The sequence below is a fragment of the Citrobacter sp. C5_2 genome, from assembly GCF_014596845.2.
Classification (GTDB): Bacteria; Pseudomonadota; Gammaproteobacteria; order Enterobacterales; family Enterobacteriaceae; genus Citrobacter; species Citrobacter werkmanii.
Genome location: NZ_CP115032.1, coordinates 3,893,360 through 3,916,247, shown reverse-complemented (window position 1 = coordinate 3,916,247; position 22,888 = coordinate 3,893,360). Strand labels below are relative to the sequence as shown.

17 protein-coding genes are annotated in these 22,888 nt (G+C 49.7%); 8 read left to right on the top strand and 9 right to left on the bottom strand.

All coding sequences use genetic code 11. From position 1 onward, the window contains the following. Positions 1 to 14 precede the first annotated feature (14 nt). The 6 genes from hyaB to puuD all read right to left on the bottom strand — a co-directional run bounded on the left by hyaB (position 15) and on the right by puuD (position 7,397). Positions 15 to 1,808 carry a Ni/Fe-hydrogenase large subunit gene (gene hyaB, locus ICA20_RS18990; protein WP_038637915.1) on the bottom strand — a complete coding sequence of 598 codons (1,794 nt, stop codon included), beginning with the start codon at positions 1,806 to 1,808 and terminating at the stop codon, positions 15 to 17. Next, positions 1,805 to 2,932 (bottom strand): hydrogenase 1 small subunit, encoded by a 1,128-nt coding sequence (gene hyaA, locus ICA20_RS18985; RefSeq protein WP_071888112.1) that lies wholly within the window; start codon positions 2,930 to 2,932, stop codon positions 1,805 to 1,807. Before hyaA ends, hyaB begins: the two co-directional genes overlap by 4 nt. A 208-nt stretch (positions 2,933 to 3,140) precedes the next feature. Next, positions 3,141 to 4,421, bottom strand: a complete 1,281-nt coding sequence (locus ICA20_RS18980; protein ID WP_038637921.1) for an FAD-binding oxidoreductase — start codon at positions 4,419 to 4,421, stop codon at positions 3,141 to 3,143. A gap of 2 nt (positions 4,422 to 4,423) precedes the next feature. After that, the gene (gene puuC / locus ICA20_RS18975; RefSeq protein ID WP_038637924.1) at positions 4,424 to 5,911 is read right to left on the bottom strand and encodes an aldehyde dehydrogenase PuuC; all 1,488 of its coding nucleotides are present in this window, start codon (positions 5,909 to 5,911) and stop codon (positions 4,424 to 4,426) included. Positions 5,912 to 6,049: 138 nt separating this feature from the next. Continuing rightward, positions 6,050 to 6,607: an HTH-type transcriptional regulator PuuR gene (gene puuR, locus ICA20_RS18970; protein ID WP_038637926.1), complete on the bottom strand. Its 558-nt coding sequence runs from the start codon at positions 6,605 to 6,607 to the stop codon at positions 6,050 to 6,052. A gap of 25 nt (positions 6,608 to 6,632) precedes the next feature. After that, a complete protein-coding gene (puuD, locus tag ICA20_RS18965; RefSeq protein ID WP_038637929.1) occupies positions 6,633 to 7,397 on the bottom strand; it encodes a gamma-glutamyl-gamma-aminobutyrate hydrolase in 765 nt (254 codons plus the stop codon). Between the two features lie 211 nt (positions 7,398 to 7,608). Between puuD and ICA20_RS18960 the strand changes: the two genes are divergently transcribed. Beyond that, positions 7,609 to 9,027 carry a glutamine synthetase family protein gene (locus ICA20_RS18960; RefSeq protein WP_038637932.1) on the top strand — a complete coding sequence of 473 codons (1,419 nt, stop codon included), beginning with the start codon at positions 7,609 to 7,611 and terminating at the stop codon, positions 9,025 to 9,027. Between the two features lie 343 nt (positions 9,028 to 9,370). Further along, positions 9,371 to 10,759 (top strand): APC family permease, encoded by a 1,389-nt coding sequence (locus ICA20_RS18955; RefSeq protein WP_038637934.1) that lies wholly within the window; start codon positions 9,371 to 9,373, stop codon positions 10,757 to 10,759. Positions 10,760 to 10,945: 186 nt separating this feature from the next. On the opposite strand, the gene ICA20_RS18950 is transcribed toward ICA20_RS18955, so the two are convergent. Continuing rightward, positions 10,946 to 13,168 (bottom strand): EAL domain-containing protein, encoded by a 2,223-nt coding sequence (locus tag ICA20_RS18950; RefSeq protein ID WP_038637937.1) that lies wholly within the window; start codon positions 13,166 to 13,168, stop codon positions 10,946 to 10,948. A gap of 953 nt (positions 13,169 to 14,121) precedes the next feature. Between ICA20_RS18950 and ICA20_RS18945 the strand changes: the two genes are divergently transcribed. After that, positions 14,122 to 14,697 (top strand): DJ-1/PfpI family protein, encoded by a 576-nt coding sequence (locus ICA20_RS18945; RefSeq protein ID WP_038637940.1) that lies wholly within the window; start codon positions 14,122 to 14,124, stop codon positions 14,695 to 14,697. Positions 14,698 to 14,740: 43 nt separating this feature from the next. On the opposite strand, the gene ICA20_RS18940 is transcribed toward ICA20_RS18945, so the two are convergent. After that, positions 14,741 to 15,487, bottom strand: coding sequence for a class I SAM-dependent methyltransferase (locus ICA20_RS18940; protein ID WP_038637942.1), 747 nt, complete (start codon positions 15,485 to 15,487; stop codon positions 14,741 to 14,743). Positions 15,488 to 15,497: 10 nt separating this feature from the next. Beyond that, complete coding sequence (locus tag ICA20_RS18935) at positions 15,498 to 15,755, bottom strand: YjhX family toxin (RefSeq protein ID WP_038637945.1); 258 nt, start codon at positions 15,753 to 15,755, stop codon at positions 15,498 to 15,500. A 1,399-nt stretch (positions 15,756 to 17,154) separates the two neighbouring features. Between ICA20_RS18935 and pepT the strand changes: the two genes are divergently transcribed. The 5 genes from pepT to ICA20_RS18910 all read left to right on the top strand — a co-directional run bounded on the left by pepT (position 17,155) and on the right by ICA20_RS18910 (position 22,862). After that, positions 17,155 to 18,411, top strand: coding sequence for a peptidase T (gene pepT / locus ICA20_RS18930; protein WP_038637948.1), 1,257 nt, complete (start codon positions 17,155 to 17,157; stop codon positions 18,409 to 18,411). Beyond that, positions 18,408 to 19,769: a C4-dicarboxylate transporter DcuC gene (gene dcuC, locus ICA20_RS18925; RefSeq protein WP_038637951.1), complete on the top strand. Its 1,362-nt coding sequence runs from the start codon at positions 18,408 to 18,410 to the stop codon at positions 19,767 to 19,769. The genes pepT and dcuC overlap by 4 nt, the downstream gene beginning before the upstream one ends. Positions 19,770 to 20,150: 381 nt before the next feature. Then, positions 20,151 to 20,699 (top strand): DUF2913 family protein, encoded by a 549-nt coding sequence (locus ICA20_RS18920; protein ID WP_230592276.1) that lies wholly within the window; start codon positions 20,151 to 20,153, stop codon positions 20,697 to 20,699. A 15-nt stretch (positions 20,700 to 20,714) separates the two neighbouring features. Beyond that, positions 20,715 to 20,963, top strand: coding sequence for a hypothetical protein (locus tag ICA20_RS18915; RefSeq protein WP_038637956.1), 249 nt, complete (start codon positions 20,715 to 20,717; stop codon positions 20,961 to 20,963). Between the two features lie 315 nt (positions 20,964 to 21,278). After that, positions 21,279 to 22,862, top strand: a complete 1,584-nt coding sequence (locus ICA20_RS18910; RefSeq protein ID WP_038637959.1) for a methyl-accepting chemotaxis protein — start codon at positions 21,279 to 21,281, stop codon at positions 22,860 to 22,862. Positions 22,863 to 22,888: the final 26 nt, after the last annotated feature.

Genomic DNA, 22,888 nt, shown 5'->3' with positions numbered 1-22,888 from the left:
CTTTTCCTCAACGCTTAGCGAACCTGGACTGCGATCAGTTCGCTGCCGTCGTCGCCAAGCACGTGGGTTGAACAGGCCAGGCAGGGGTCGAAGCTGTGCAAGGTGCGCAGGATCTCCAGGGGTTGATCCGGTATCGCCATTTGGGTACCCATCAGCGCCGCCTCGTAAGCGCCAATTTGCCCCTTTGGATCGCGCGGGCTGGCATTCCAGGTGGTTGGCACCACGCACTGATACAGATCGATTTTCTGGTCGCGAATCGATGCCCAGTGGCCTAATGCCCCGCGCGGCGCCTCGGTAAAACCGATCCCGCGGCAGTGCTGCGGCCAGCTTTCTGGCTCCCATTTTTCGGTATTCGCCGTCGCCAGGTTGCCGTTTTTCAGGTTGGTCATCAGCTTGTCGAAGAAATATTGCAACTTGCTCACGGCCCACTGCGCTTCGTGCGCCCGGCACAGAATTCGGCCCAGCGTTGACTGCATGCCCGACAGCGGCAGTTTGAGGGCGGACATCATGCGATCCACGGATTCAATCGTCGCGGCATCCCCTTTGTGATAGGCAATCAGCGTGCGCGCTAACGGTCCAACTTCCATGGCGTGTCCCCGCCAGCGCGGGGCTTTAATCCACGAGTAACGTTCCTGCTCGTTAAGTTGCTGGATATTAATATCGCTGCCTTTCACATCGCCGGGGTTATACCAGGGTTCGGTAATGCCTTCGAAGGGGTGGCGGCCCAGCTGATCGTCCGGGTAACGGTACCAGGCGTGATCGACAAACTCCTGAATTTGCTGCTGATCGGCGAGGTCCACAGGCAATACGTTGTTAAAATCACCGTTAATCACCGCGCCGCCAGGCATCAACAGGCTTTTGTCGCTGAAGTCGTTGGCGATATCCGGGAACGCGCCGTAGCTCAAAACGCATTTATCAGAAAGCCCGGTGCCAATCTGGCTCCAGGGTTTATTGAACTGGCCGATAGCCAGCGCGTCAGGCACCATCACGTTGTTGATAAAGTCAGCGGTGCGGGTGATGATCGACTGCACCAGGTTCAGGCGTTCCATATCGACCGCGCCTACTGCGCCACTCTGATCGATATTGATAGCGCACGGCATACCCCCGACAATCCAGTTTGGATGGGGGTTTTTACCGCCAAACACCGTATGGATTTTGATAATCTCGCGCTGAAAATCGAGCGCTTCCAGATAGTGGGCAAAGCCCATCAGGTTAGCCTCTGGCGATAGCTTGTACTGCGGATGGCCCCAATAACCGTTGCGGAAAATCCCCAACTGACCGCCTTCGACAAATTTCTTCAGCCGATTTTGGACGTCAAAGAAGTAGCCCGGTGAGGACATCGGCCAGGCAGAAAGACTCTGCGCCAGTTGCGATGTGGCGCGCGGATCTGCTTTCAGAGCATTCAGCACGTCAATCCAGTCCATTCCGGCTAACTGGTAAAAGTGCACCAGATGGTCGTGGCACCACAGCGTGGCCAGCATAATATTGCGAATGATGTTGGCATTGTCGGGCACCTTAATGCCAATGGCATCTTCAATGGCGTAGACAGAGGCAAGGGCATGTACGCCGGTGCACACCCCGCAAATTCGTTCGACAAATGCCCATGCGTCGCGCGGGTCGCGACCCTGAAGAATGATCTCCAGTCCGCGGAACATGGTGCCGCAAGAAACCGCGTTGGTGATGATGTTCTGCTCATCAATGTTCACTTCACAACGCATATGACCTTCAATACGCGTAATGGGATCCACAACCAGACGGCGACCGGCATTGTTTAAGGTATATCCCTGGGTTTGATATGAATGGCTCATGCCTGTTTATCCTCATTGTCTGACGACTGCTGTCTGGCGTCGGCTAATTGCTGTTTGTGGCGGTTGTGTTGGTTGACGGCGCTGGCGACGGCGTGGACGCCGACGCCGGCAGCCACGACGCCAAGCGCGGTGAGGCCCACGGTATCGGCGGTGGAATGCGTTCCCATCTGTGGAATATCAACCACGCGGCTGTAGAACGAACCGCGATCCCAGAAGCCGTTCTCTGAACATCCCAGACAACCGTGACCGGACTGGATGGGGAAGGACACGCCGCCATTCCAGCGAGTGGTGGAGCAGGCGTTATAGGTGGTTGGCCCTTTACAGCCCATTTTGTACAGGCAATAGCCTTTGCGGGCGGCATCATCGTCCCAGCTTTCGACGAACTCCCCGGCGTCAAAGTGGGCGCGGCGGTAGCATTTGTCGTGAATACGCTGTCCGTAGAACATTAGCGGGCGCCCCAGACGGTCGAGTTCAGGCAGCCTGTCAAACGTCACCATGTAGGTGATGATGGCGCTCATGACGTCCGGAATCGGCGGGCAGCCGGGCACTTTCACGATCGGCTTATCGGTGATCACTTTATCGATTGGGGTTGCCTGGGTGGGGTTAGGCCGGGCAGCCTGCACGCAGCCCCAGGAGGCACAGGTGCCCCAGGCGATGATCGCGCTGGCTCCGGCGGCGGCGCGTTTGAGTTTTTCCACAAAGGGTTTTCCGCCGCTAATACAGAACATCCCTTGTTCACCCAGCGGAGGATTACCTTCGACGGCCAGAATGTAGCGGCCGTGGTACTGGCGCAGAATGTCTTCAAATACCTCTTCGGCCTGCGTTCCGGCGGCGGCCATCAGCGTGTCGTCGTAATCGAGGGAAATCAGAGAGAGGATGACGTCTTTGGCGAGTGGGTGCGAGGAGCGAATAAACGATTCGGTACAGCAGGTACATTCCAGCCCGTGGATCCAGACGACCGGGATCCGGGGTTTGTTCTCCAACGCCCAGGCTATTCGGGGCGTCATTCCAGCCCCTAATCCCAGCGATGTTGCGGCGAGGCTACAATATTTAAGAAAACTGCGTCGGCTCACTCCCTTCCGGCGCATCGCCTGATAAAAGGTCTCCTCATTATTCGTATTCATAACACGCGTTTCTTCCCCCGTTGAGTTCTGGCGCACGCCGCCAGCGATATCTAAAAAAGCGTATCCGATTAGAGGAGAGAAACAATGCGAAGAGTGTGGTTATGTCCTATAGCGATATATTCGTGACTGTTATCTGTTTTTCACTGACCGGGAATAAAAAAACGCACAGGGGAGACCGCCCTGTGCGTCGGGTTTATCGCGGAAGAACTTAAACCCCAAGGCGATCGCGTAAGCTGTAATAGGCCGCCCCCATGGCGGTAAACGGAATGCGCAGGCTGCGGCCTCCCGGGAACGGGTAGTGTGGCAGGTTGGCGAATGCGTCAAAGCGCTCGGCATCCCCGCGCAGCAGTTCGGAAATCAGGCGTCCAGCCAGATGGGTACAGGTCACGCCGTGACCGCTGTAGCCCTGCATATAGTAAATATTGGTATCGAGGCGGCCGAACTGCGGCATACGTGATAACGTCAACAGGAAATTACCGGTCCAGCGGTAATCAATTTTTACCCCCCGCAATTGCGGGAAGGTCTTCAGCAGATTCGGCATCACCAGGCGTTCAATATCGTTCGGATCGCGGGCGCCGTAGACCACGCCGCCGCCGTACAGCAGGCGGTTATCGCCGGTCAGACGGTAGTAATCCAGCAGGTAGTTGCAATCTTCCACACAGTAGTTTTTCGGGATCAGCGAACGCGCCATTTCAGCGGACAGCGGTTCGGTGGTTAACACCTGGGTGCCGCACGGCATGCTGCTTTTGGCCAGCGCAGGTTCCAGTTTATCGCCAAGGTAGGCGTTGCCCGCGACGATCACAAAGCGGGCTGTCACCTGACCTTTTTCCGTGCTGACCACCGCCGGGCTGGTGTGTTGAATACGGGTGACCGGCGACTGTTCGAAGATGCGTCCGCCGTTCAGACGAATGGCGTTAGCTTCGCCAATCGCCAGATTGAGCGGATGAATATGGCCACCGCTGTGGTCGAGCAGCGCGCCGACATAGCGATCGCTACTGACTTCGCGGCGAATTTCGCTGCTGTCTAACAGTTCAAGCTGTGTGTTGCCGTAGCGTTCCCAGTTCGACTTCTGCTCTTCCAGCGTTTCCATCTGCTTATGGTTCAGCGCCACAAACAGCCCGCCAGGACGATAATCGCAGTCAATCTGATAACGTTTAATGCGTTCGCGAATGATATCGCCGCCTTCAAACATCATGCTGCCGAGCATTTTGGCGGCGTCCGGGCCGTAGCTGCGTTCGATAACATCAATATCGCGACTGTAAGAGTTAACCAACTGGCCGCCGTTGCGTCCGCTGGCCCCAAAACCAATACGTGCGGATTCCAGTAGCACCACGTCGTAACCCATTTCCGCTAAATGCAGGGCGGAGGAGAGTCCGGTATAGCCGCCGCCCACGACACAGACATCACAGCTAACCGATTCGCTAAGGGTGGGAAACGGTTCGTACTGATTGGCGCTTGCGGCGTAATAACTGCTGGTATGTTCAGTCATGATTAAGGCTCCAGGGAGATCCAAATGGTTTTCAGTTCGCTAAATTTTTCCAGGGCATGCAGGGACTTATCGCGCCCGTTTCCACTTTGCTTATAACCGCCGAACGGTACGGTCATATCACCGTCGTTGTAGTTATTCACGAAGACCGAACCGGCCTTCAGGCGACGACTCATGCGATGGGCGCGCGACAAATCGCGGGTCCAGACCGCGGCTCCCAGGCCGTAGTCGCTGTCGTTGGCCAGCGCAAGGGCTTCGGCTTCGCTGCTAAAACGGGTGATGACCAGTACCGGGCCGAAGATCTCATCGCGGCTGACGTGGGCTTGCGGCGCGGTATCGACAAAAATCGTCGGGCCGATAGCCGCCGGATGAACATGGCTGCGGCCATCCAGCGCCAGCGTGCCTTGCGTTTCACCGTCGCGAATAAAGGTGTCCACGGTGTCAGCATGCGCATTGTCGATAAGCGTGCCCATCGTGGTTTCAGGATCGAGTGGGTTGCCCGGCTGCCAGTTTTTCGCCTGCTCTTTCAACAGCGCGATAAATTCGTCGGCAATACTCTCTTCCAGCAGCAGACGCGTACCGGCGATACAGACCTGACCCTGGTTGTAGAAAATGCCTGCCGCGGCAGTGGCGGCGGCTTTCGCTAGATCCGGGCAGTCGGCAAACACGATGTTGGCGCTTTTACCGCCAGCTTCCAGCCACACGCGTTTCATGTTGCTGTCGCCAGCATCTTTAAGCAGTTGCTTGCCGGTGCGGGTTGAGCCAGTAAAAGTGATCACATCGACATCCGGATGTTGCGACAACGCCTGGCCCGCTTCGTGGCCATACCCGCTAACCACGCTGAGAACGCCATCGGGCAAACCCGCTTTTTTAGCCAGCGCCGCAAGACGTATGGCGGTCAGCGGGGACTTCTCCGAGGGTTTGAGGATCACGCTGTTACCGGCGGCCAGCGCGGGGCCAAGTTTCCAACAGGCCAGTAGCAGGGGAAAGTTCCACGGAACGATAGCCGCGATTACGCCCACCGGTTCGCGCACAATCAGCGCCAGATCGTTTACCGAGGTGGTGGCAACTTCGCCATAGACTTTATCAATAGCTTCGGCGTACCACCGGATGGCGCGCGCCGCGCCTGGAATATCATCACGCAGGCTATGGCGAATCGGTTTACCGGTGTCGAGCGTTTCCAGTAGCGCCAGCTCCTCGTGATGCTGCTCCATTAAATCTGCAAGCTTGTGGAGAACCGCCTTGCGCTCTGCGGGTGTTGCCTGCGACCAGTCACCGCGTTCAAAGACGGCGCGGGCGGCGGTGACCGCACGATCCACATCCGCTTTTTTGCCGCGGGCGACTTTGGCGAGTGGGCGCTGCCCGGCCGGATCCTGAGTAATAAAGGTTTCGTTATCGGCGGCGGCGCAATATTCGCCGTTAATAAATAAACGGGTTTCCGGCGAATAATGACTGGCTTTCTCACGCCAATATTTAAGGTTCTGAAAGTTCATAGCTACTCCTTTTATATCAATAAGATAAAGTTCGTTGCTGATCTTTTTCAGGCAAAATCAGGCTGCACGATGCCCCAGGGATTTACCCTGTTAATGCGCGTTATTTAAGAAGGCCTGAGAAACTCAGGCCGCTACTTATTAGAATGTGGTGGGAGTGTGGGCACTGATAATGCGGCAGATCCCTGCCGAGGTGTTGCTGAAGCTGTGTGGAATGCCAGTGTTAATGGCATAACTTTGCCCTGCAACAAGATGATACGTTTGACCGTTGATGGTTAAAACGACTTCACCTTCCAGTATTGTCCCAATCTCTTCACCCTGGTGTTTAATTCTCTCCCCGGTTGTCGTGCCTGGCTGATAGGTTTCAAACATCATTGCCAGCGTACGATTCGGATTTCCGTTGTGAACTAACTTCATGGATACTCCCTGACTCCCGATCTCAATCAAATCATCCTGATTGATAACCACCTGCGGTTCGTCAGGCTTTTCCGGTTCCGCGAAGAACTCGGAGAGCGACAGCCCATATACTTTCAATAGCTTTTGCAGCGTACTGATGGCAGGACTGACTTTGTCCTGCTCTATGGTACTGATGGCGCTATGCGTCAACCCAGACAGTTCGGCGGCACGACGTTGCGAAAGACCCAATTGCTGGCGGATCTCTGACAAACGTTTACCCGGCGCCAGGCCGTCATCGCTCATAATTGCATTTCCTTAACAGTAGTGGTCAGAGTCGCTGTTTTTCAGCGAGGTGGTTCTGACAAGCGGTGATAAAACCTTCAAGTAACAAACGCGACAGGGCGTATTCGCTACTGTTCCATTCCGGATGCCACTGCACGCCGAGCGCGAAAGGATGGCCGTGAACGCTGGCCGCTTCCACTAATCCATCCTGCGATCGTGCTTCCACACGCAGCTGCGGGCCAAGCGTTTTTGCGCCCTGGCCATGTAAGGAGTTAACCCAAAACGTGCTGCAACCTGGTATTAATTGCGACAGCAATCCTCCCTGTTGAACCTGGACTTCATGAGATGGGGCGTATTGCTGCTCCACCGGGAGTTCCGCATCTTCACGATGTTCCAGGAACTGTGAGTGATCGCACAGGCGACGATACAGAGTCCCGCCAGTGGCGACAACTAATTCCTGTAAGCCCCGGCAGATGGCGAAAATGGGAATGCGCCTTTCTAGCCCGGCGGTAATTAGCGCCATGCTCAGAAGATCACGCCCCGGATCGGCGTCAGACTCATCGCCATTTTCACCATAGAGGTGCGGTTGCACATTGCTTGGGCTTCCAGGCAGGAAGATACCATCCAGTTTTGGTAACAGCGCGTTCAGTAATTCTGGCTCCGCGAGCGCATGAGGTAACGCTATCGGTAATCCACCGGCATTCAATACCGCATTCAGGTACTTTTCTTGCAGAGTCTGGGTCTCGTGACCCTTAAGCCTGTTCCTACACATCACTACACCAATAACTGGCTTGTCAAATATATTGCCCATGATCGACCTCACGTTTTGGAATAAATTATTGCCAAACGGTTCCTTGTTGTGCAATTCCGTTCATTATTTTCTCAATCTAGCAGTGTAATAACCTTCTAGCAAACTTAATTTAACATTTGACAAACAAATTGTTTGCATCCAGAGTCGAAGGGTGGACATTATATTTAACAGTCAAATCACAGAAAGCTTACCAGGCCAACGGCGGTGAATCATGGAAACCAATATCGTAGAAGTTGAGAATTTTGTTCAGCATTCTGAAGAGAGGCGAAGTAGCGCGTTTGCGCGCGAAGTGAAGCAATATCTGGAACGTTATCCCAACACGCAGTTTGTCGATGTGCTGTTAACCGACCTTAACGGCTGTTTTCGCGGTAAACGCATTTCCGTGTCGGGATTGTCTAAGTTAGAGAAGGGCTGTTATTTTCCCGCATCGGTGTTCGCGATGGACATTCTGGGCAATGTGGTGGAAGAGGCGGGGTTAGGACAAGAACTTGGCGAACCGGACAGGACCTGTGTGCCGGTGCTCGGAACGTTAACCCCTTCGGCCGCCGATCCGGAATTTATTGGCCAGATGATGCTGACAATGCTGGATGAAGATGGCGCTCCCTTTGACGTTGAGCCGCGGAACGTTCTCAACCGACTCTGGCAGAAACTGCGCCAGCGCGGTTTGTTCCCCGTCGTAGCGGTAGAGCTGGAGTTCTATTTACTCGATCGCAAGCGCGATCCCGAAGGTTATCTGCAGCCGCCATGCGCGCCGGGAACGGACGATCGTAATACTCAAAGTCAGGTTTACTCCGTTGATAACCTGAACCACTTTGCTGATGTGCTGAACGATATCGACGAACTGGCCCGTCTGCAGTTGATCCCGGCCGACGGTGCGGTGGCCGAAGCATCTCCTGGTCAGTTTGAAATCAATCTCATCCATACCGATAACGTACTCGACGCCTGCGACGATGCGCTGGCGCTGAAGCGCCTGGTGCGGCTGGTGGCGGAGAAACATAAGATGCATGCCACCTTTATGGCAAAGCCCTATGAGGAGCATGCCGGTAGCGGGATGCATATCCACATCAGCATTATGAATAACAAAGGCGAGAACGTGCTGGCCGATGCGAATGGCGATGATTCCGCGTTACTTAAGCGTGCGCTTGCCGGGATGATTGATCTGATGCCCGCGTCGATGGCGCTGCTGGCGCCAAATGTGAACTCTTATCGTCGCTTCCAGCCGGGGATGTACGTCCCTACCCAGGCTTCCTGGGGGCATAACAACCGTACGGTGGCGCTGCGCATTCCCTGCGGCGATCGTGATAATCATCGGGTTGAATACCGTGTGGCGGGGGCTGATGCCAACCCTTATCTGGTGATGTCGACCATTCTGGCCGGGATCCTCCATGGTCTGGATAACGAGCTGCCGTTACAGGAAGAGGTGGAAGGCAACGGACTGGAGCAGGAAGGTTTGCCGTTCCCGATCCGTCAGAGCGATGCGCTGTGGGAGTTTATGCAAAACGACAGTCTGCGTGAATTATTGGGGGAGCGTTTTAGCCACGTGTATCACGCCTGTAAAAACGATGAATTAATCCAGTTTGAACGTCTTATCACCGACACTGAAATTGAGTGGATGTTGAAAAACGCCTGACCGTCGTACAGGTCATTTAAAAAGAAGTCGCATCATGCGGGCTGAGCGGAGCCAGCCCGTAAAAATTGCAGGAATACCTGCCATTTCCCGGATGTCGCGTAATGGAGCGCGGGCGACAACGGGTCTTCAGATAACCGACAGAGTTTGTGACGAGGAAATGTGATGATGCCAGTGTTTAAAAACCAGCCCCGCGTGAGCATCCATGGCTCCCGCAGTAAGTACGGACCACACCTTAGCCGTACGACATTGACGCCTTACTTTTGGAGATCCGCCCCGACACGACTCAGGTTTGCGTTACCAACGTTTCGAACGCAGACCTGGACTCGTTGCGGGGAGGATCGCTATGTCGACTAATTCTCCTGTGGACGTTGCAGCCCAGCCGGGCAAAACACAACTGCGAAAATCCCTGAAGCTGTGGCAGGTGGTGGTGATGGGGTTGGCCTATCTCACGCCGATGACGGTGTTTGACACCTTTGGGATTGTTTCGGGCGTCAGCAATGGCCATGTTCCGGCCTCCTATCTGCTGGCCCTGGCGGGGGTGCTGTTCACTGCCATCAGTTACGGTAAGCTGGTACGCCAGTTTCCGCAGGCCGGTTCGGCCTACACCTATGCGCAAAAAGCCATCAATCCGCACGTGGGGTTTATGGTTGGCTGGTCGTCACTGCTTGACTACCTTTTCCTGCCGATGATTAACGTCCTGCTGGCGAAAATTTACCTCTCCGCGCTGTTCCCGGAGGTTGCGCCATGGATTTGGGTGGTGATGTTCGTGGCGATCCTCACCGCGGCCAATTTGAAAAGCGTTAATCTGGTGGCGAACTTCAATGCGCTGTTTGTGCTGGTGCAGGTGGCGATAATCGCCGTGTTTATCTTCCTCGTGGTACAGGGACTGCATAAAGGCGAGGGGGTCGGCACCGTCTGGTCGCTGCAACCATTTATTAGCCAGAATGCACATTTGATCCCAATAATCACCGGGGCAACCATCGTCTGCTTCTCGTTCCTCGGCTTTGATGCGGTGACGACGCTTTCTGAAGAAACGCCGGATGCGGCGCGTACCATCCCGAAAGCTATTTTCCTCACCGCCCTGTACGGTGGGTTGATCTTCATTGCCGCTTCGTTCTTTATGCAGCTGTTTTTCCCGGATATTAGCCGCTTTAAAGACCCGGATGCGGCGCTGCCGGAGATTGCGCTGTATGTCGGCGGCAAACTGTTCCAGTCCATTTTCCTGTGTACGACCTTTGTGAATACGCTGGCGTCAGGCCTGGCGTCGCATGCCAGTGTATCTCGTTTGCTGTACGTGATGGGCCGGGATAACGTCTTCCCGGAGAAGTACTTCGGTTATGTCCATCCGAAATGGCGTACCCCTGCGCTAAACGTCATTATGGTCGGCATTGTGGCGCTGTCGGCGCTGTTTTTTGACCTGGTGACCGCCACGGCGTTGATTAACTTTGGCGCGCTGGTGGCCTTTACGTTCGTCAATTTGTCGGTGTTTAACCACTTCTGGCGGCGTGAAGGACGTAAACATACCTGGCAGGAGAAATTGCACTATCTGGTATTGCCAATGGTTGGCGCCGCCACGGTTGCCGTACTGTGGGTCAATCTGGAGGTGACATCGCTGACGCTGGGACTGGTATGGGCCGGGTTAGGGTTGGTGTATCTCGCCTGGCTGACCGGACGTTTTCGTAAGCCGCCGCCGCAGTTTGACGCAGCGAAAACTGAGCGGGCCTGGGAGTAATGGAAGCGGAATCAACAATAGCTTTCGGCTGAATTGGGCTAAAAATAAAATACGCTATGCCGCGGCAGACAGTTGCGGCATAGCTGCTTTAATTAATGTACAGCTTGCATTAGGCAATAAAAAAACCGGCACGGGAGCCGGTAAGTGAATCAATGTTGTAAGATAATTATTATTATAATAACTGAATTACAATTGAGCTAACTCTATAGGAACGGGTTTTCCTATATGGTATCCCTGTAACCAACCAATACCCATCGAGATTAGCATCTTTTCAATTTCCTCATTTTCAACAAACTCCGCGACGACTTCCATTTTTTTCAGTTTCGCCACTTCGCAGAATGATCTGACCGCGCATCGACTAAACTCATCGGTCAGAATATTACGGATGAATGAGCCATCAATCTTCAGAATGTCAGCGTCTAACGTTCGTAAACGAGAATAACTGGATGCTCCGGTTCCAAAATCATCAATAGCAATTTTTGAACCGGCTTTACGTAATGCTCTCAGAACATCAGTGACATTGGCGTTATCAATGATATCTGATTCAATGACTTCAAAAATGATACGTTCCGGTGCGATGGCGTATTTTCTAAACAAGGTAAAAACATTATCAAGAAAATCAATTTTATTAAGCGAATCTGGGGTCAGGTTAATAGAAAAATGACTGTTGGGTTCAGATTTCTGCCGTGACTGTATAAAACGAAATGTCTGTTCAATCACGGTGATATCCAGCGCAGGGAGTAGTCCTGCCTCGCGTGCAACCGGTAGGATGGTATCTGGAAAGATTAATTTACCATCAACCATTTTCATCCGAATAAGTATCTCGTGATAACGTGTCAGTCCAGTGGTTGACACGATCGGTTGAACAACCAACATTGTTGATACGATAGGTTGAGCCATAAGTTCAAACGATTGTCTGTCGATAGCTTTTTGCAACATATGACGAATCACAGCCTGACTGACAATTCTATCACCCGGCATTTGTGGGTTGAGTAATAACGGTTGCCCCTGCATCAACGAGATGTAACTTTGGGTATTAAGCTGCTTAATAGCTAGCGATAAATTTTTAATCAGGTTTTTCTCAGTGGTATACGCCATACCGCAAGATAACCCCAATTGGTAGTCTTTCCAGATAAAACGGAAAGCGTTTAGTTTTTTATACAGTTCAGAAATGTCAGGTATGGCATTAAGGCGAAGAATTATCCCGTGGCCTGGGGCATAATAGATATTATCGTCACCGCTTATTAATTTACGCACATAGGTGCTTAACCCTTTTACAAACTCAAAACGGAACTCGATACCATGCGTTTGCTCTAGCGTGTTCAGTTCAGTACAACGGATGTAACACAGACACTCAGTTGAGTATTTACGAATATCCATTTGCAGGGCCTGAAAGTTAGGCAGTCCAGTATTAGGCTCTGATCTAAAGAGTTGTTTGAGGCGTCGGAGGTATTTTCGGTTACGAATGGCAAGTACACCAGCAACGACAATCGTCAGCGAAAAGACAAACACGATCGTAGAAAAAATCACCAGACTGTGTAAATAGTTTTTATCGTCAGCGGGTGGGATATAACTATTTATGTTATATCCTAGCAAGATGAGCATCGCTACCCAAACAGGGGATATGAAAGCATGACCAATACAGATCACTCCCCATAGCATGAGCGGAAGAAGCCACAGTAATGAGTAGTCAGTAAATATGAGTATATCCTGTCTGCTGACAATCAAAACGGACATAATGCAGACTAACAGGACCAGCCATAATACTTGACATAAAATAGGTGGGCCGGATTTTATCAATGTCTTCACATGCCTGATGTATAAAATACACCACACTGGATTTTGAACGCTTCTGAGCAACAGGTAACAAAAAGGGATCCCTGTCAGGCAAGAGTTCATCAACCACTGCAAGTTAATTAATGTTTGCAGTGTAAAAAGATGAGTCATTGGTTCAGAAATAACTCGCGACTGGAACCAGTGCTCAATCGAGATAAAGAGTAAGGAATTGCAGCACACCAGCCAAACAATACGTAGGGTTGTAAGCTGGCTGCGGCCAAAGCTTACGGCACTTCGTTTACCTGTCGAGAACACATAGAATGTCTGGCTAATGAGTGCGGCCAGTACCTGAGCTGATAACGTTAGCAGCGAATCTAATGAGTAAGAGTAGAGCGCATACAAGAAAAAGGCACCTAAAATGGGGAATGCCTTTTGCCTGTATAAAACCAGCAATGCGGAAATGAGAGGTAAAGTGAGATCATAAAAATGCAGGGTTACACCCGCAATATCTTCCTGCTTACTGAGATGACCAGCGACAAACTGTAAAGCAAAAAATGCGATGCCTACACAAAAATAGTCTTTAAATGTATTAACGAAATTTATATTTTCCGTTTTTTTTAATGATATCATCATGCGCAATTCTCAGTGAGTTATCACCGCTCTCAATGTAAGCTATCTACTTAAAACCTGTTAGCCCGGGTGCTGAAAATGTGTATTTTTGGATGTTCTTGCTAATCGAAATCTATTTGAATAGATGTTACGTAAATTTTTAAGCGTAATCCTTGATAATTTTCTGGTGCGACACAACGCAAGAGAGAAAAATTTTTCTGACTGCGCTGGTAATAAAAATGCCGTCAATAGCATTTATTTCATACAGAATATACGATCGATAAAAACGATCAATATAAATGTTTTGATAGATTTAAACGATAGGTTTGACAGATCGTAAATACGATGAAAGATCGATGAAAGCTATTGAAGTGTTATTAATTAGTGTTATTTATTTCATTATTGTTAATTTTGTTGCTTTGTTTTTTAAGTTACTCTGTGGTCATACCTTTCTAAGGAAATCATTTTTTTGTGGTCAGGAAAGCGAGTCTCCCCACTCTCCTGCAAAATATGCCATCGCGAATGATTAACAGGGCTGCTGCTGCGTCGCGCAGTGAATTCCAACGCCGCCAGCCGATTGACCGACGGCCCGCACAGACACGTGGCGAGTAGCATACCCAATCTTTGCCTGACGAACGAACATCTTGTCACCATGGGAATAATCTTTGCGTATTTTCACCTGACTGCAGGCGAATAAAATAATAATAGATAATAACGCGTGTGCGCATAATTTTATTAAATAATTAAGTTATGGATGGTGCTGGCTGATATTAAAACTTCTCAGCTATATATAATTTATATTTATTAACTCTATTCTCCCATGCAGGTTTACGTAGAGGCCGCCATCTGGCGGGCCTTGGCGCAGATTGTGATCAGACCGAATGTTCTGCTGTATTTATCAATGTCGCCTATCGCGTGGACTATAGTAAAGATGGCCGCTATTTCTCATCATTAATAACCGTGAGTGGGGGACGTGAATGAAGAAAATACTGATGTTAGTTGGCGATTATGTCGAAGATTATGAAACGATGGTTCCTTTCCAGGCGTTGCAAATGCTGGGCCATCGTGTTGATGCAGTCTGTCCGGATAAGCGTCAGGGGGATTACGTTCAAACGGCGATTCATGATTTTGATGGGGCGCAAACCTACAGCGAAAAACCGGGACACCGTTTTACGTTGAATGCGAATTTTGCCGAAGCACGGGCCGTTGATTACGACGCGTTGGTGCTCCCCGGCGGGCGCGCTCCGGAATATCTCCGTCTGAACCCGGAGGTCATTCAACTGGTACAGGATTTCAACTCAGCGGGTAAACCTATCGCCGCCGTCTGCCATGGCCCTCAGCTATTGGCGGCAGCAGGGATATTAGAAAACCGTACCTGTAGCGCCTATCCGGCCTGCGCGCCTGAAGTGCGTTTGAGCGGCGGACATTATGCGGATATCGGCATTGATCAAGCCTACGTCGACGGTAATCTGGTGACTGCGCCAGCCTGGCCCGCGCATCCGCAGTGGCTGGCTAAATTTGTTGAAGTATTAATGCAGACAGCGGCAAAGTGATGAGCAAGTCGGTATAACCTCCCGGCTATACCGACCACACATCTTACCTCTTCATGATTGCGAACACGCCCCAGCCGATGTATTCACGGGTGAAGGTGACGTGGCGTCCCGGTGAACTTCTCAGTTGCTCCCTGACTTCAGTTGCAAACTCATCGTCCTGATTAGCTTCCAGCCAGCGGCGCATCGTCAACCATTTTGCCGCCTCGTACCTGTCCCAACCTTCCTGGTCAGCCAGAACCATTTCAACCACGTCATAGCCGAGCGGGTCAAAAGAAGCAATGAGTTCCGCCAGGGAAAGAAAATCGGCGACAGCGGTCGCGCCGCAGGACTGGGCGATTTCCTCTGTTGCGGGTATCTGGCGCCAGTACGGTTCACCGATGAGTATGATTCCGCCAGGCTTCAGACTCTGCTCCAGTTGTCTGATCGTTCCGGCGACGCCGCCTGCAATCCAGGTTGCGCCCACGCAGGCGGCAATATCGCATTTTTCTTCAGCGATATAGCCCGTTGCATCGGCGTGGACAAAACTCACCTGCTGACTGACGCCCAGTTCTGCTGCGCGCAGCGTTGCCTGCTTACTAAATAGCTGGCTCATATCGATACCGATGCCGAAAATGCCATGATCGCGCGCCCAGGTGCACAACATCTCGCCCGAGCCGCTGCCGAGATCCAGAATGCGGGTTCCCGGTTCCATGCGCAGCACCTGGCCTAACGTGGCGTATTTCTGCGCGGTGAACGGATTATGGATGCGATGAGCGCTTTCGCTGATAGTAAAAATTTTTGGGATATCCATCTCTCTCTCCTTAGCGATTATCCAGTTGGGCGCGAACGTTGTTCAGCCCGGTAGTATTGATGCGATAGGGCTGACCATTGACAGATTTGATCAGCTTTTTGGTTCTGAGTTTTTTGAACACGGCGAGGGTGCAGTCGCAGAGCAGTAGTCCTTCGCGGCTGTAGCATTCGACGGAGGTGACGCGGCCTGAGGCGTCGCGGGCGTGAACGATACGACCACCTTTGGCGAGAACGTGTAAGGTACGTTGTTCCTGACGGGATAAATTCATACTGGAAAACCTGTTTAATCATCATGTGCAAAACGTGCAAACACACTGCGGTGTCCGCATTAGATTTCGGCGCATTGATAACCAGTCCGTCCTGAAAAGGTCGGCAAACTGATTATCTGATGATTACATTCTCCAGCATCAAAGCCTCGGGTTGAGTTGAAAGGTATTTACCTGACGAATCATACCAGCCAGAATCTCCAGAGAAAACTCCTTGTACATAAAATGTGATCTATAGCGAGTTATAGCGTTTAGTGACTTTATTAACTGCAAATTTTCGTTATGTCAGGTATCTATTAAAATATTAAATTAATTTGATATTCTGTCTGCGCATAAGGTGTTATCTGTGGTAACGCGGCACTGTGAGCGCATTTGGTGCCACGCAATTGATTAGGATGGATTAATCTTTTTGTCGCTTTATTTGCTTTTTTGATAAGGCGTTTTTTATTGTTTTAATGGTTTTCGACCGGATTTGTGATTAATTGATTTTAAGAATTTTCTTAATGCGATGAATTGTGTATACTCGGTTCCGCAAGAAGCTCTTCCGTTATCACTAAAACTATAAATCTGTCCTTAACACCCGTATTACCTCTGCCCTGAATCTCTTCTCAGGGCAGAGGTTTTTTTGCCGGTACAGGATTTTATTAATCACCAATATATACCAATATTATGGTGGGTAATGTTTAAAATTAACGGTTAGGGAAGTATTATCCATCGATAATAGGGTAATGTCGAATAGTATCATAATGAATCTATTTACCAGGGGACTATATAGCATTTCTTATAATTCACGGTTTTTCAGTATGATAGAAATTTTTGCTATTGATGTAATTGTGAGTTTGCTCACGGATTTTAGCGCGCTAAGTGGCTATTTCTAGAGAAGTGCAAACGGTTGCATGTTGCTGACACCGTATTCGTTCATTAAAAAAATATAGCAATGCTATCTCTTGGGCCGGTATAGAGAAGTGGAGTCTAAATGATTTCTATTATCTCTTAGGCTTACGAGTGCCGTTTATGATTTCTGTTAGCTAAACACCATGGGAAATAGCAGTGAACATGGACAGGGAGTATGGTTTTACCCATCAGTAAGGCGTTTTTGTCACCGACGTAATGACTCATCTCATTATATTCATATATATACCCGTCATACTTCGAGCTGCATGTGCGTTGACTTTCCTCGCTCGCCCAGTCACGTACTTATGTACGCTCCTGGGAATTCGCTGCGTCGCCGCCTTCCTGCAACTCGAATTATTTAGGGTATAAATCAACGTCGTAATGCTCATAAAATCAGCGTTCCGGGATGAACGCTGATTTTATCTGGTTCCCTGTTTAATATCACTCGCGCTGTACGCGAGCCCCTCTCACAGTATTTCGTCAATAAAATATTAAAGGACCTCCTGGAATGGATATTGTTGAACGTTTTATCAACTACACCAAAATTAATACCACGACTTCAAGAGAAAATGGCGCAAATGGGATAATGCCTTCTTCTGCTGGTCAAATGGTACTGGCAAAACTGCTTGCAGCAGAACTTGAAGCATTAGGAATGGAAAACATTGAGGTCAGGGATACCGCCATCGTAACGGCTACACTGCCCGGGAACACCGATGACACGGTTCCTGTCGTTTCATTCTTTGGACATCTGGATACCAGCGCGGAACAGACTGCGGACACAAATGCGCAACGTCTTCACTATAGCGGTGGGGATTTGTGCCTGAACAAAGAACTGAATATTTTTCTGCGCGAAAGCGAGTTCCCGGAACTGAAAAATTATATCGGTGATGATCTATTGGTCACTGACGGAACCAGCCTGTTAGGGGCTGATGATAAAGCAGCCATCGCCGCAATTATGAACGCATTACAGTATCTGGTGGCACATCCGGAAATCAAACATGGACCGGTGAAGGTGGGTTTTGTGCCTGATGAAGAGCAAGGATTGCGTGGCGCAAAAGCTTTTGATGTTGCCAGCTTCGGCGCTGATTTTGGTTACACCCTGGATTGTTGCGGTATCGGCGAGTTTGTTTATGAGAACTGGAATGCGGGCGATGCGGAAATCATCTTTACCGGCCAGTCTGCGCACCCCATGTCAGCCAAAGGTAAGCTGAAGAACTCGCTGCTGATGGCGCATAAGTTTATTGCGATGCTGCCTGGCGGAGAAGCGCCTGAATATACGGAAGGGCGCGAAGGTTATTACTGGGTTAAGCAGTTGCAGGGTAACAGCGCCCGCACGGTGCTTAAGCTGGATATCCGCGACTTCACTGAAGAAGGCTATAAGGCGCGTATGGCATTTATCCGTCAGCTTGCCGTCAGTACCTGCGCACTATGGGGCGAAAATAGCGTGGTCTGTCATTTAGCCGATCGCTATGCGAACGTGTTCAATAGTTTGCAGGGTGATGCTCACTACCCGATTGATATTGCATTACGCGCCTATCAGAAATGTGGGATTACCCCGGCACCTGTCGCCATGCGCGGCGGATATGATGGTGCGGTTTTATCGCAGAAAGGATTGCCTTGCCCGAATATTTTTACCGGCGCCCATAATTTTCACTCTATTTATGAATATCTGCCGGTGCGTTCACTGCGGGCCGCCAGCGATGTCGTGGTTGCGGTCATTGAGGAAACCTTTGCTGAGTTCACGCAGCGGAGAGCTCAGTCATGATTCAGGTGTTAATTGCCCTGCTGGTTATCGTGGTGGTCGCTCGTCTGATTCTGAAAGGTTATCGTGCGGAACCTGTGCTATTTATTGCGGGTTTGGTGCTGATGATTTGCACCGCTCTCACCGGGTGGGGTTCCGTACTACCGAAAGGCGTTGCTGGCACGGGGATTTCCTTTCTCGATCCGTTCGAGGTTATGCGCGATCTCTTCAGCACGCGAGCCGCCGATCTTGGCCTGATGATCATGGCGCTGATGGGATTTGCGCACTACATGGATCATATCGGCGCCAATGAGGCGGTGGTGCGTGTCGTCACAAAACCCCTGCGTGCGCTGCGTTCGCCCTATATTCTGCTTTTTTTCTCGTACCTGCTCGCCAGTCTCCTGCAGTTAGCTATTCCTTCAGCCACTGGACTCGCCGTACTGCTGATGGGAACAATGTTCCCTATTATGCTGGGATTAGGGCTTTCCGCTGCCTCTGCTGCCGGGGTAATTGCCACCTCGCTGGGTGTGGCGTATACCCCAACGGCAATCGATGCTATCAGGGGATCGAAAGCGGTCAATATGGATGTGGTGGAATACGTGGTCTACCACCAGGGACCGGCTGCTCTGGCTACCGTTTTGGTCGTGGGTGTCTGCCATTTTTTCTGGCAGCGCTATTGCGATCGTAAAGCGGGGACCTTACCACGGGAAATCGGTAGCGCTGAAGTGACTGACTCAGGAACTGCGCCCGCATTTTATGCGCTGCTTCCCATGCTTCCAATACTGATGGCAGTGGGATCCTCTGAAATGTTCGTCAGTGGTATTAACCTGAATATCATTACCATTGTGCTTATTTCAATGGCTATTTGTATGTTGATTGAATGGCTGCGGGTGCGAGATTTAAAGGCGGTGTGCGAAGGATTTAGCCATTTTCTGAAAGGAATGGGGACTGCCTTTACCGGTGTGGTAGGCCTGCTGGTTGCGGCGGGGGTTTTTGCTCATGGTATTAAAGTCATTGGTGCGATTGATCAATTAATCCTGATGGCCGAACATGTGGGTTTACCGCCATTTGCCATGGCGGTGGTGTTTGCGCTGGTGACGCTTGCGGCGGCTATCATTATGGGATCGGGTAATGCGCCATTTCTTGCGTTCGTTGAGCTTATCCCGCAAATCGCTGCCAGTATGGGGGCGAATGCCGTGGCCATGATTCTGCCGATGCAGCAGGCATCGCATATGGGACGGGCCATTTCACCGGTATCTGGCGTGGTGATCGCCGTTTCCAGCGGGGCAAAAATAACTCCGTTCGATGTGGTTAAACGCACCGCCGTACCGTTGATTGTCGGCTTTGTTACGCATACGCTAATCATCGGTATTTTCTACTAACATTTGCAGGCCCAGACAAACCTCCGGTTTATTGAATCTGGAGGTTTTCTGGTTTGATACATTGTTGTATTGATTACGCGGGATAATTATTAGTTTTCATCTTTATCGAGCGATTCTTATTATTTGTGGTCAATCTTGTTAACTATAAATGATTAATAAAAATAATGTGTTTCATGGCTCTTTTTTTACATTGAGATAAATTAATCTGGATCATATTATGCTGGTTTTAGTTATAGTAGGTTTTTAAATTGAGTAGTAACAAATTAAATACAATAATGATTTTTTCTGGGTGGGTTTTAAGTGGTAAAAAATTTAGGAAAAGTGAGTAAATCGAGGCATCATTATCAGGATGAGCTGGAAGTGTTCACCTGGAGCGCGTTAGTGGCAATTGGTATCGCATTACAGGATCACAAGATCCACTCTAAAATGTCAGAGCATATTTTTATTATGCATTGGTTGGCCATCGCAAAAAAAAGAAAACTCTTTTCACGAAGTGTGGCCAATGAGCTTCAATGGTTAATTGATGAAGGTAAGAAAAAAAGCATCAATGCACAACTAAAATTTAAAATAGAATACTTGTACGCCACCTCAAGTGGTGATGTGACAATGCAAAATGATTATTTTAAATTCACCCACACGATTGAAATGTTGAGAAATAATGGATGGCAGAACTTTCTACTCACACCAGAGAAGTGGCGTGACCTGCATGATAAGATTAAAGTGAGAAAGGGTAACTTTATTTTTATGGATGATACCAGACTCCAGGAGTGCTTTGGTGCTCAGGGCGAGATAGTCAAACCTTTCTGTATCCGGGTGTATGGCGATGTTGAGTTCGCAAAATTAACCTTCATCAAACACCACCTGCCGGTAGAGTTTGTGAAAGATATTTCAAATGAATTTCATCACTTCCAGTTTCTTACTGATAAGTAATGATTAGAACAAGTTATGAACAGAGAATTGTTAAAGCAAAAGTTAGAGATCGCGACCGAATGGATTAGGCTGTCTGATACCGCTGACAATTTATCTATATCTTTTCGGGGCATTCTCGAGATTGGCGAAAGTTCTTCTGCGCCAGATAACAGCACGCCGCTACTCCGGTTAGAAAATGAAATGGCGACAATTGCAGTTGATTCAATGTCATGGGTAAGGGTGCCGGCAGATCGTCAGGAAAAAGTGACCGTCTATATTCTCTGACGTTTGGCTGGTGCTTTGTTCGCTTGATGCCGGTCAGATACGGCTATCTGGCCCATACTCAGTGGCGCATTGTATTTAATATAACTACTTTCTCATCCATAAATAATATTAATGTTGGTTTTTTTATAGTGTAATTGCTCCCGGTAATAAAACGGCGATTTGCCGCCATGTGTACCACGGTGTACGTAATTTATTATGCTAAGTTGAGCGGGGATACTTTCTCATAATTAACCATTTTATAGGTTAAGATATTACGTGGCGTGTCGATAACAATTTAGTCATAGATGATTGGCTAATTGTTATGGAGATGTTCAAATGTTAAAGAATATGAGGATTAAAACCAGTCTGTTATTATTGCTTTTGGTATTTACCTTTATGCAGTTCCTTTCTAATGGGTTTGAGTTGGTCGATCTCAAAGGAAATCAAAAAAGTACCCTTCTACTGCATAATATAGTAAAGGAACAGGATTCGCTGCATAACGTTGTAGGGGCTGTTTATAAAGTAAGAAGCGTTCTTGATAATATCCAACTGCAAGATATGGCTGCTACCCAACAGACATTGCGACAGGTGCAGGATGAGATAGCTTATGCCAGAAAGCAGTTCGCTATTTTTTGGGATATACCAGGACTGACGGCGGATGATCCCCAGATTGGTAAAATCGTCAGAACTGCTTTTGAGCAACAAATGAATGCTGAACAAAAGTATGTTGATAAATTAAATGAGGCTATTTCTGACGGTAGTATTGTTGGTACACAAACAAATGCCAACACTGAGGTGCTGGCTTTGCGAAAAAATTTTGATAAGGAGATTGAGAGCTACTACAAATCAACCATGTTGGTCGGTAAAAATATCGTTGAGCAGACACACGTTCAGTTTAATGCCTCAATACTTAAAATATCCTTGCTGCTGGCCGTTACGGTTCTTATCTTTATTCTCTGCAATATCTGGATAAACCGAACAATCATTCGGCCATTAAATATCGTGTCTGAGCATTTTTCACGGATTGGTAAAGGCGATCTGAGTCATCCCGTTATGGTGCCGGGTAACAATGAAATTGGCTTACTGTGTTTAAATTTACAACATATGCAAAACGGCCTGCGGGAGACCGTCAGTACGATTCGCGATGGCGTTGAGTCTATTAATATCGGCATGCAGGAAATTGCTTCGGGTAATTCAGACTTATCAACCCGGACGGAGCAACAGGCTGCGGCAGTGGTTGAAACGGCGGCCAGTATGGAACAGATTTCCGTAACAACCAAAAATAACACCGATAAATCACATCAGGCGTCTGCCATGACGAGTGAAAGCACGGAAATGGCATTGCGTGGCGAGCGCTTAATGAGCGACATGGTTGAGAAAATTCACCTGATCAGCCGCAACGCGCAAAGCGTGAATGAAATATCTCATGTCATTGATAGTATTGCTTTCCAGACCAATATTCTCGCCTTAAACGCCGCGGTAGAAGCGGCACGCGCTGGCGAATCCGGGCGTGGATTTGCCGTTGTGGCGAGTGAAGTCAGAACCCTTGCCCAACGTAGCGCCTCCTCAGCGAAAGAAATTAGCGAACTGGTGGCCAAGGCGGCAATCAGCGTCAAGGAAGGGGTGGAGATAGCTGAAAGCAGTGGGGTCATGATGGCGGACATTGCTAAGGCAATACGCAATATCAATATACTCATGGAAGATATATCCGGCGCATCGGGGGAACAGAGTAGCGGCATCGAGCAGATCCGCGTTGCTGTCACGCAAATGGAGCAAGTCACTCAGCAAAATGCGTCTCTGGTTGAGGAAATCGCCGCCACGACAGGCAGTGTGGAAGAGCAGTCGGCAATGCTCTCCCAGGCCGTGGCTGTGTTTCAGGTTGATGAAAAGCCGCAGCAGGGTACGCAGGACAAGCAGTAGAACATGCGCATCTCATCAGCTGTAAA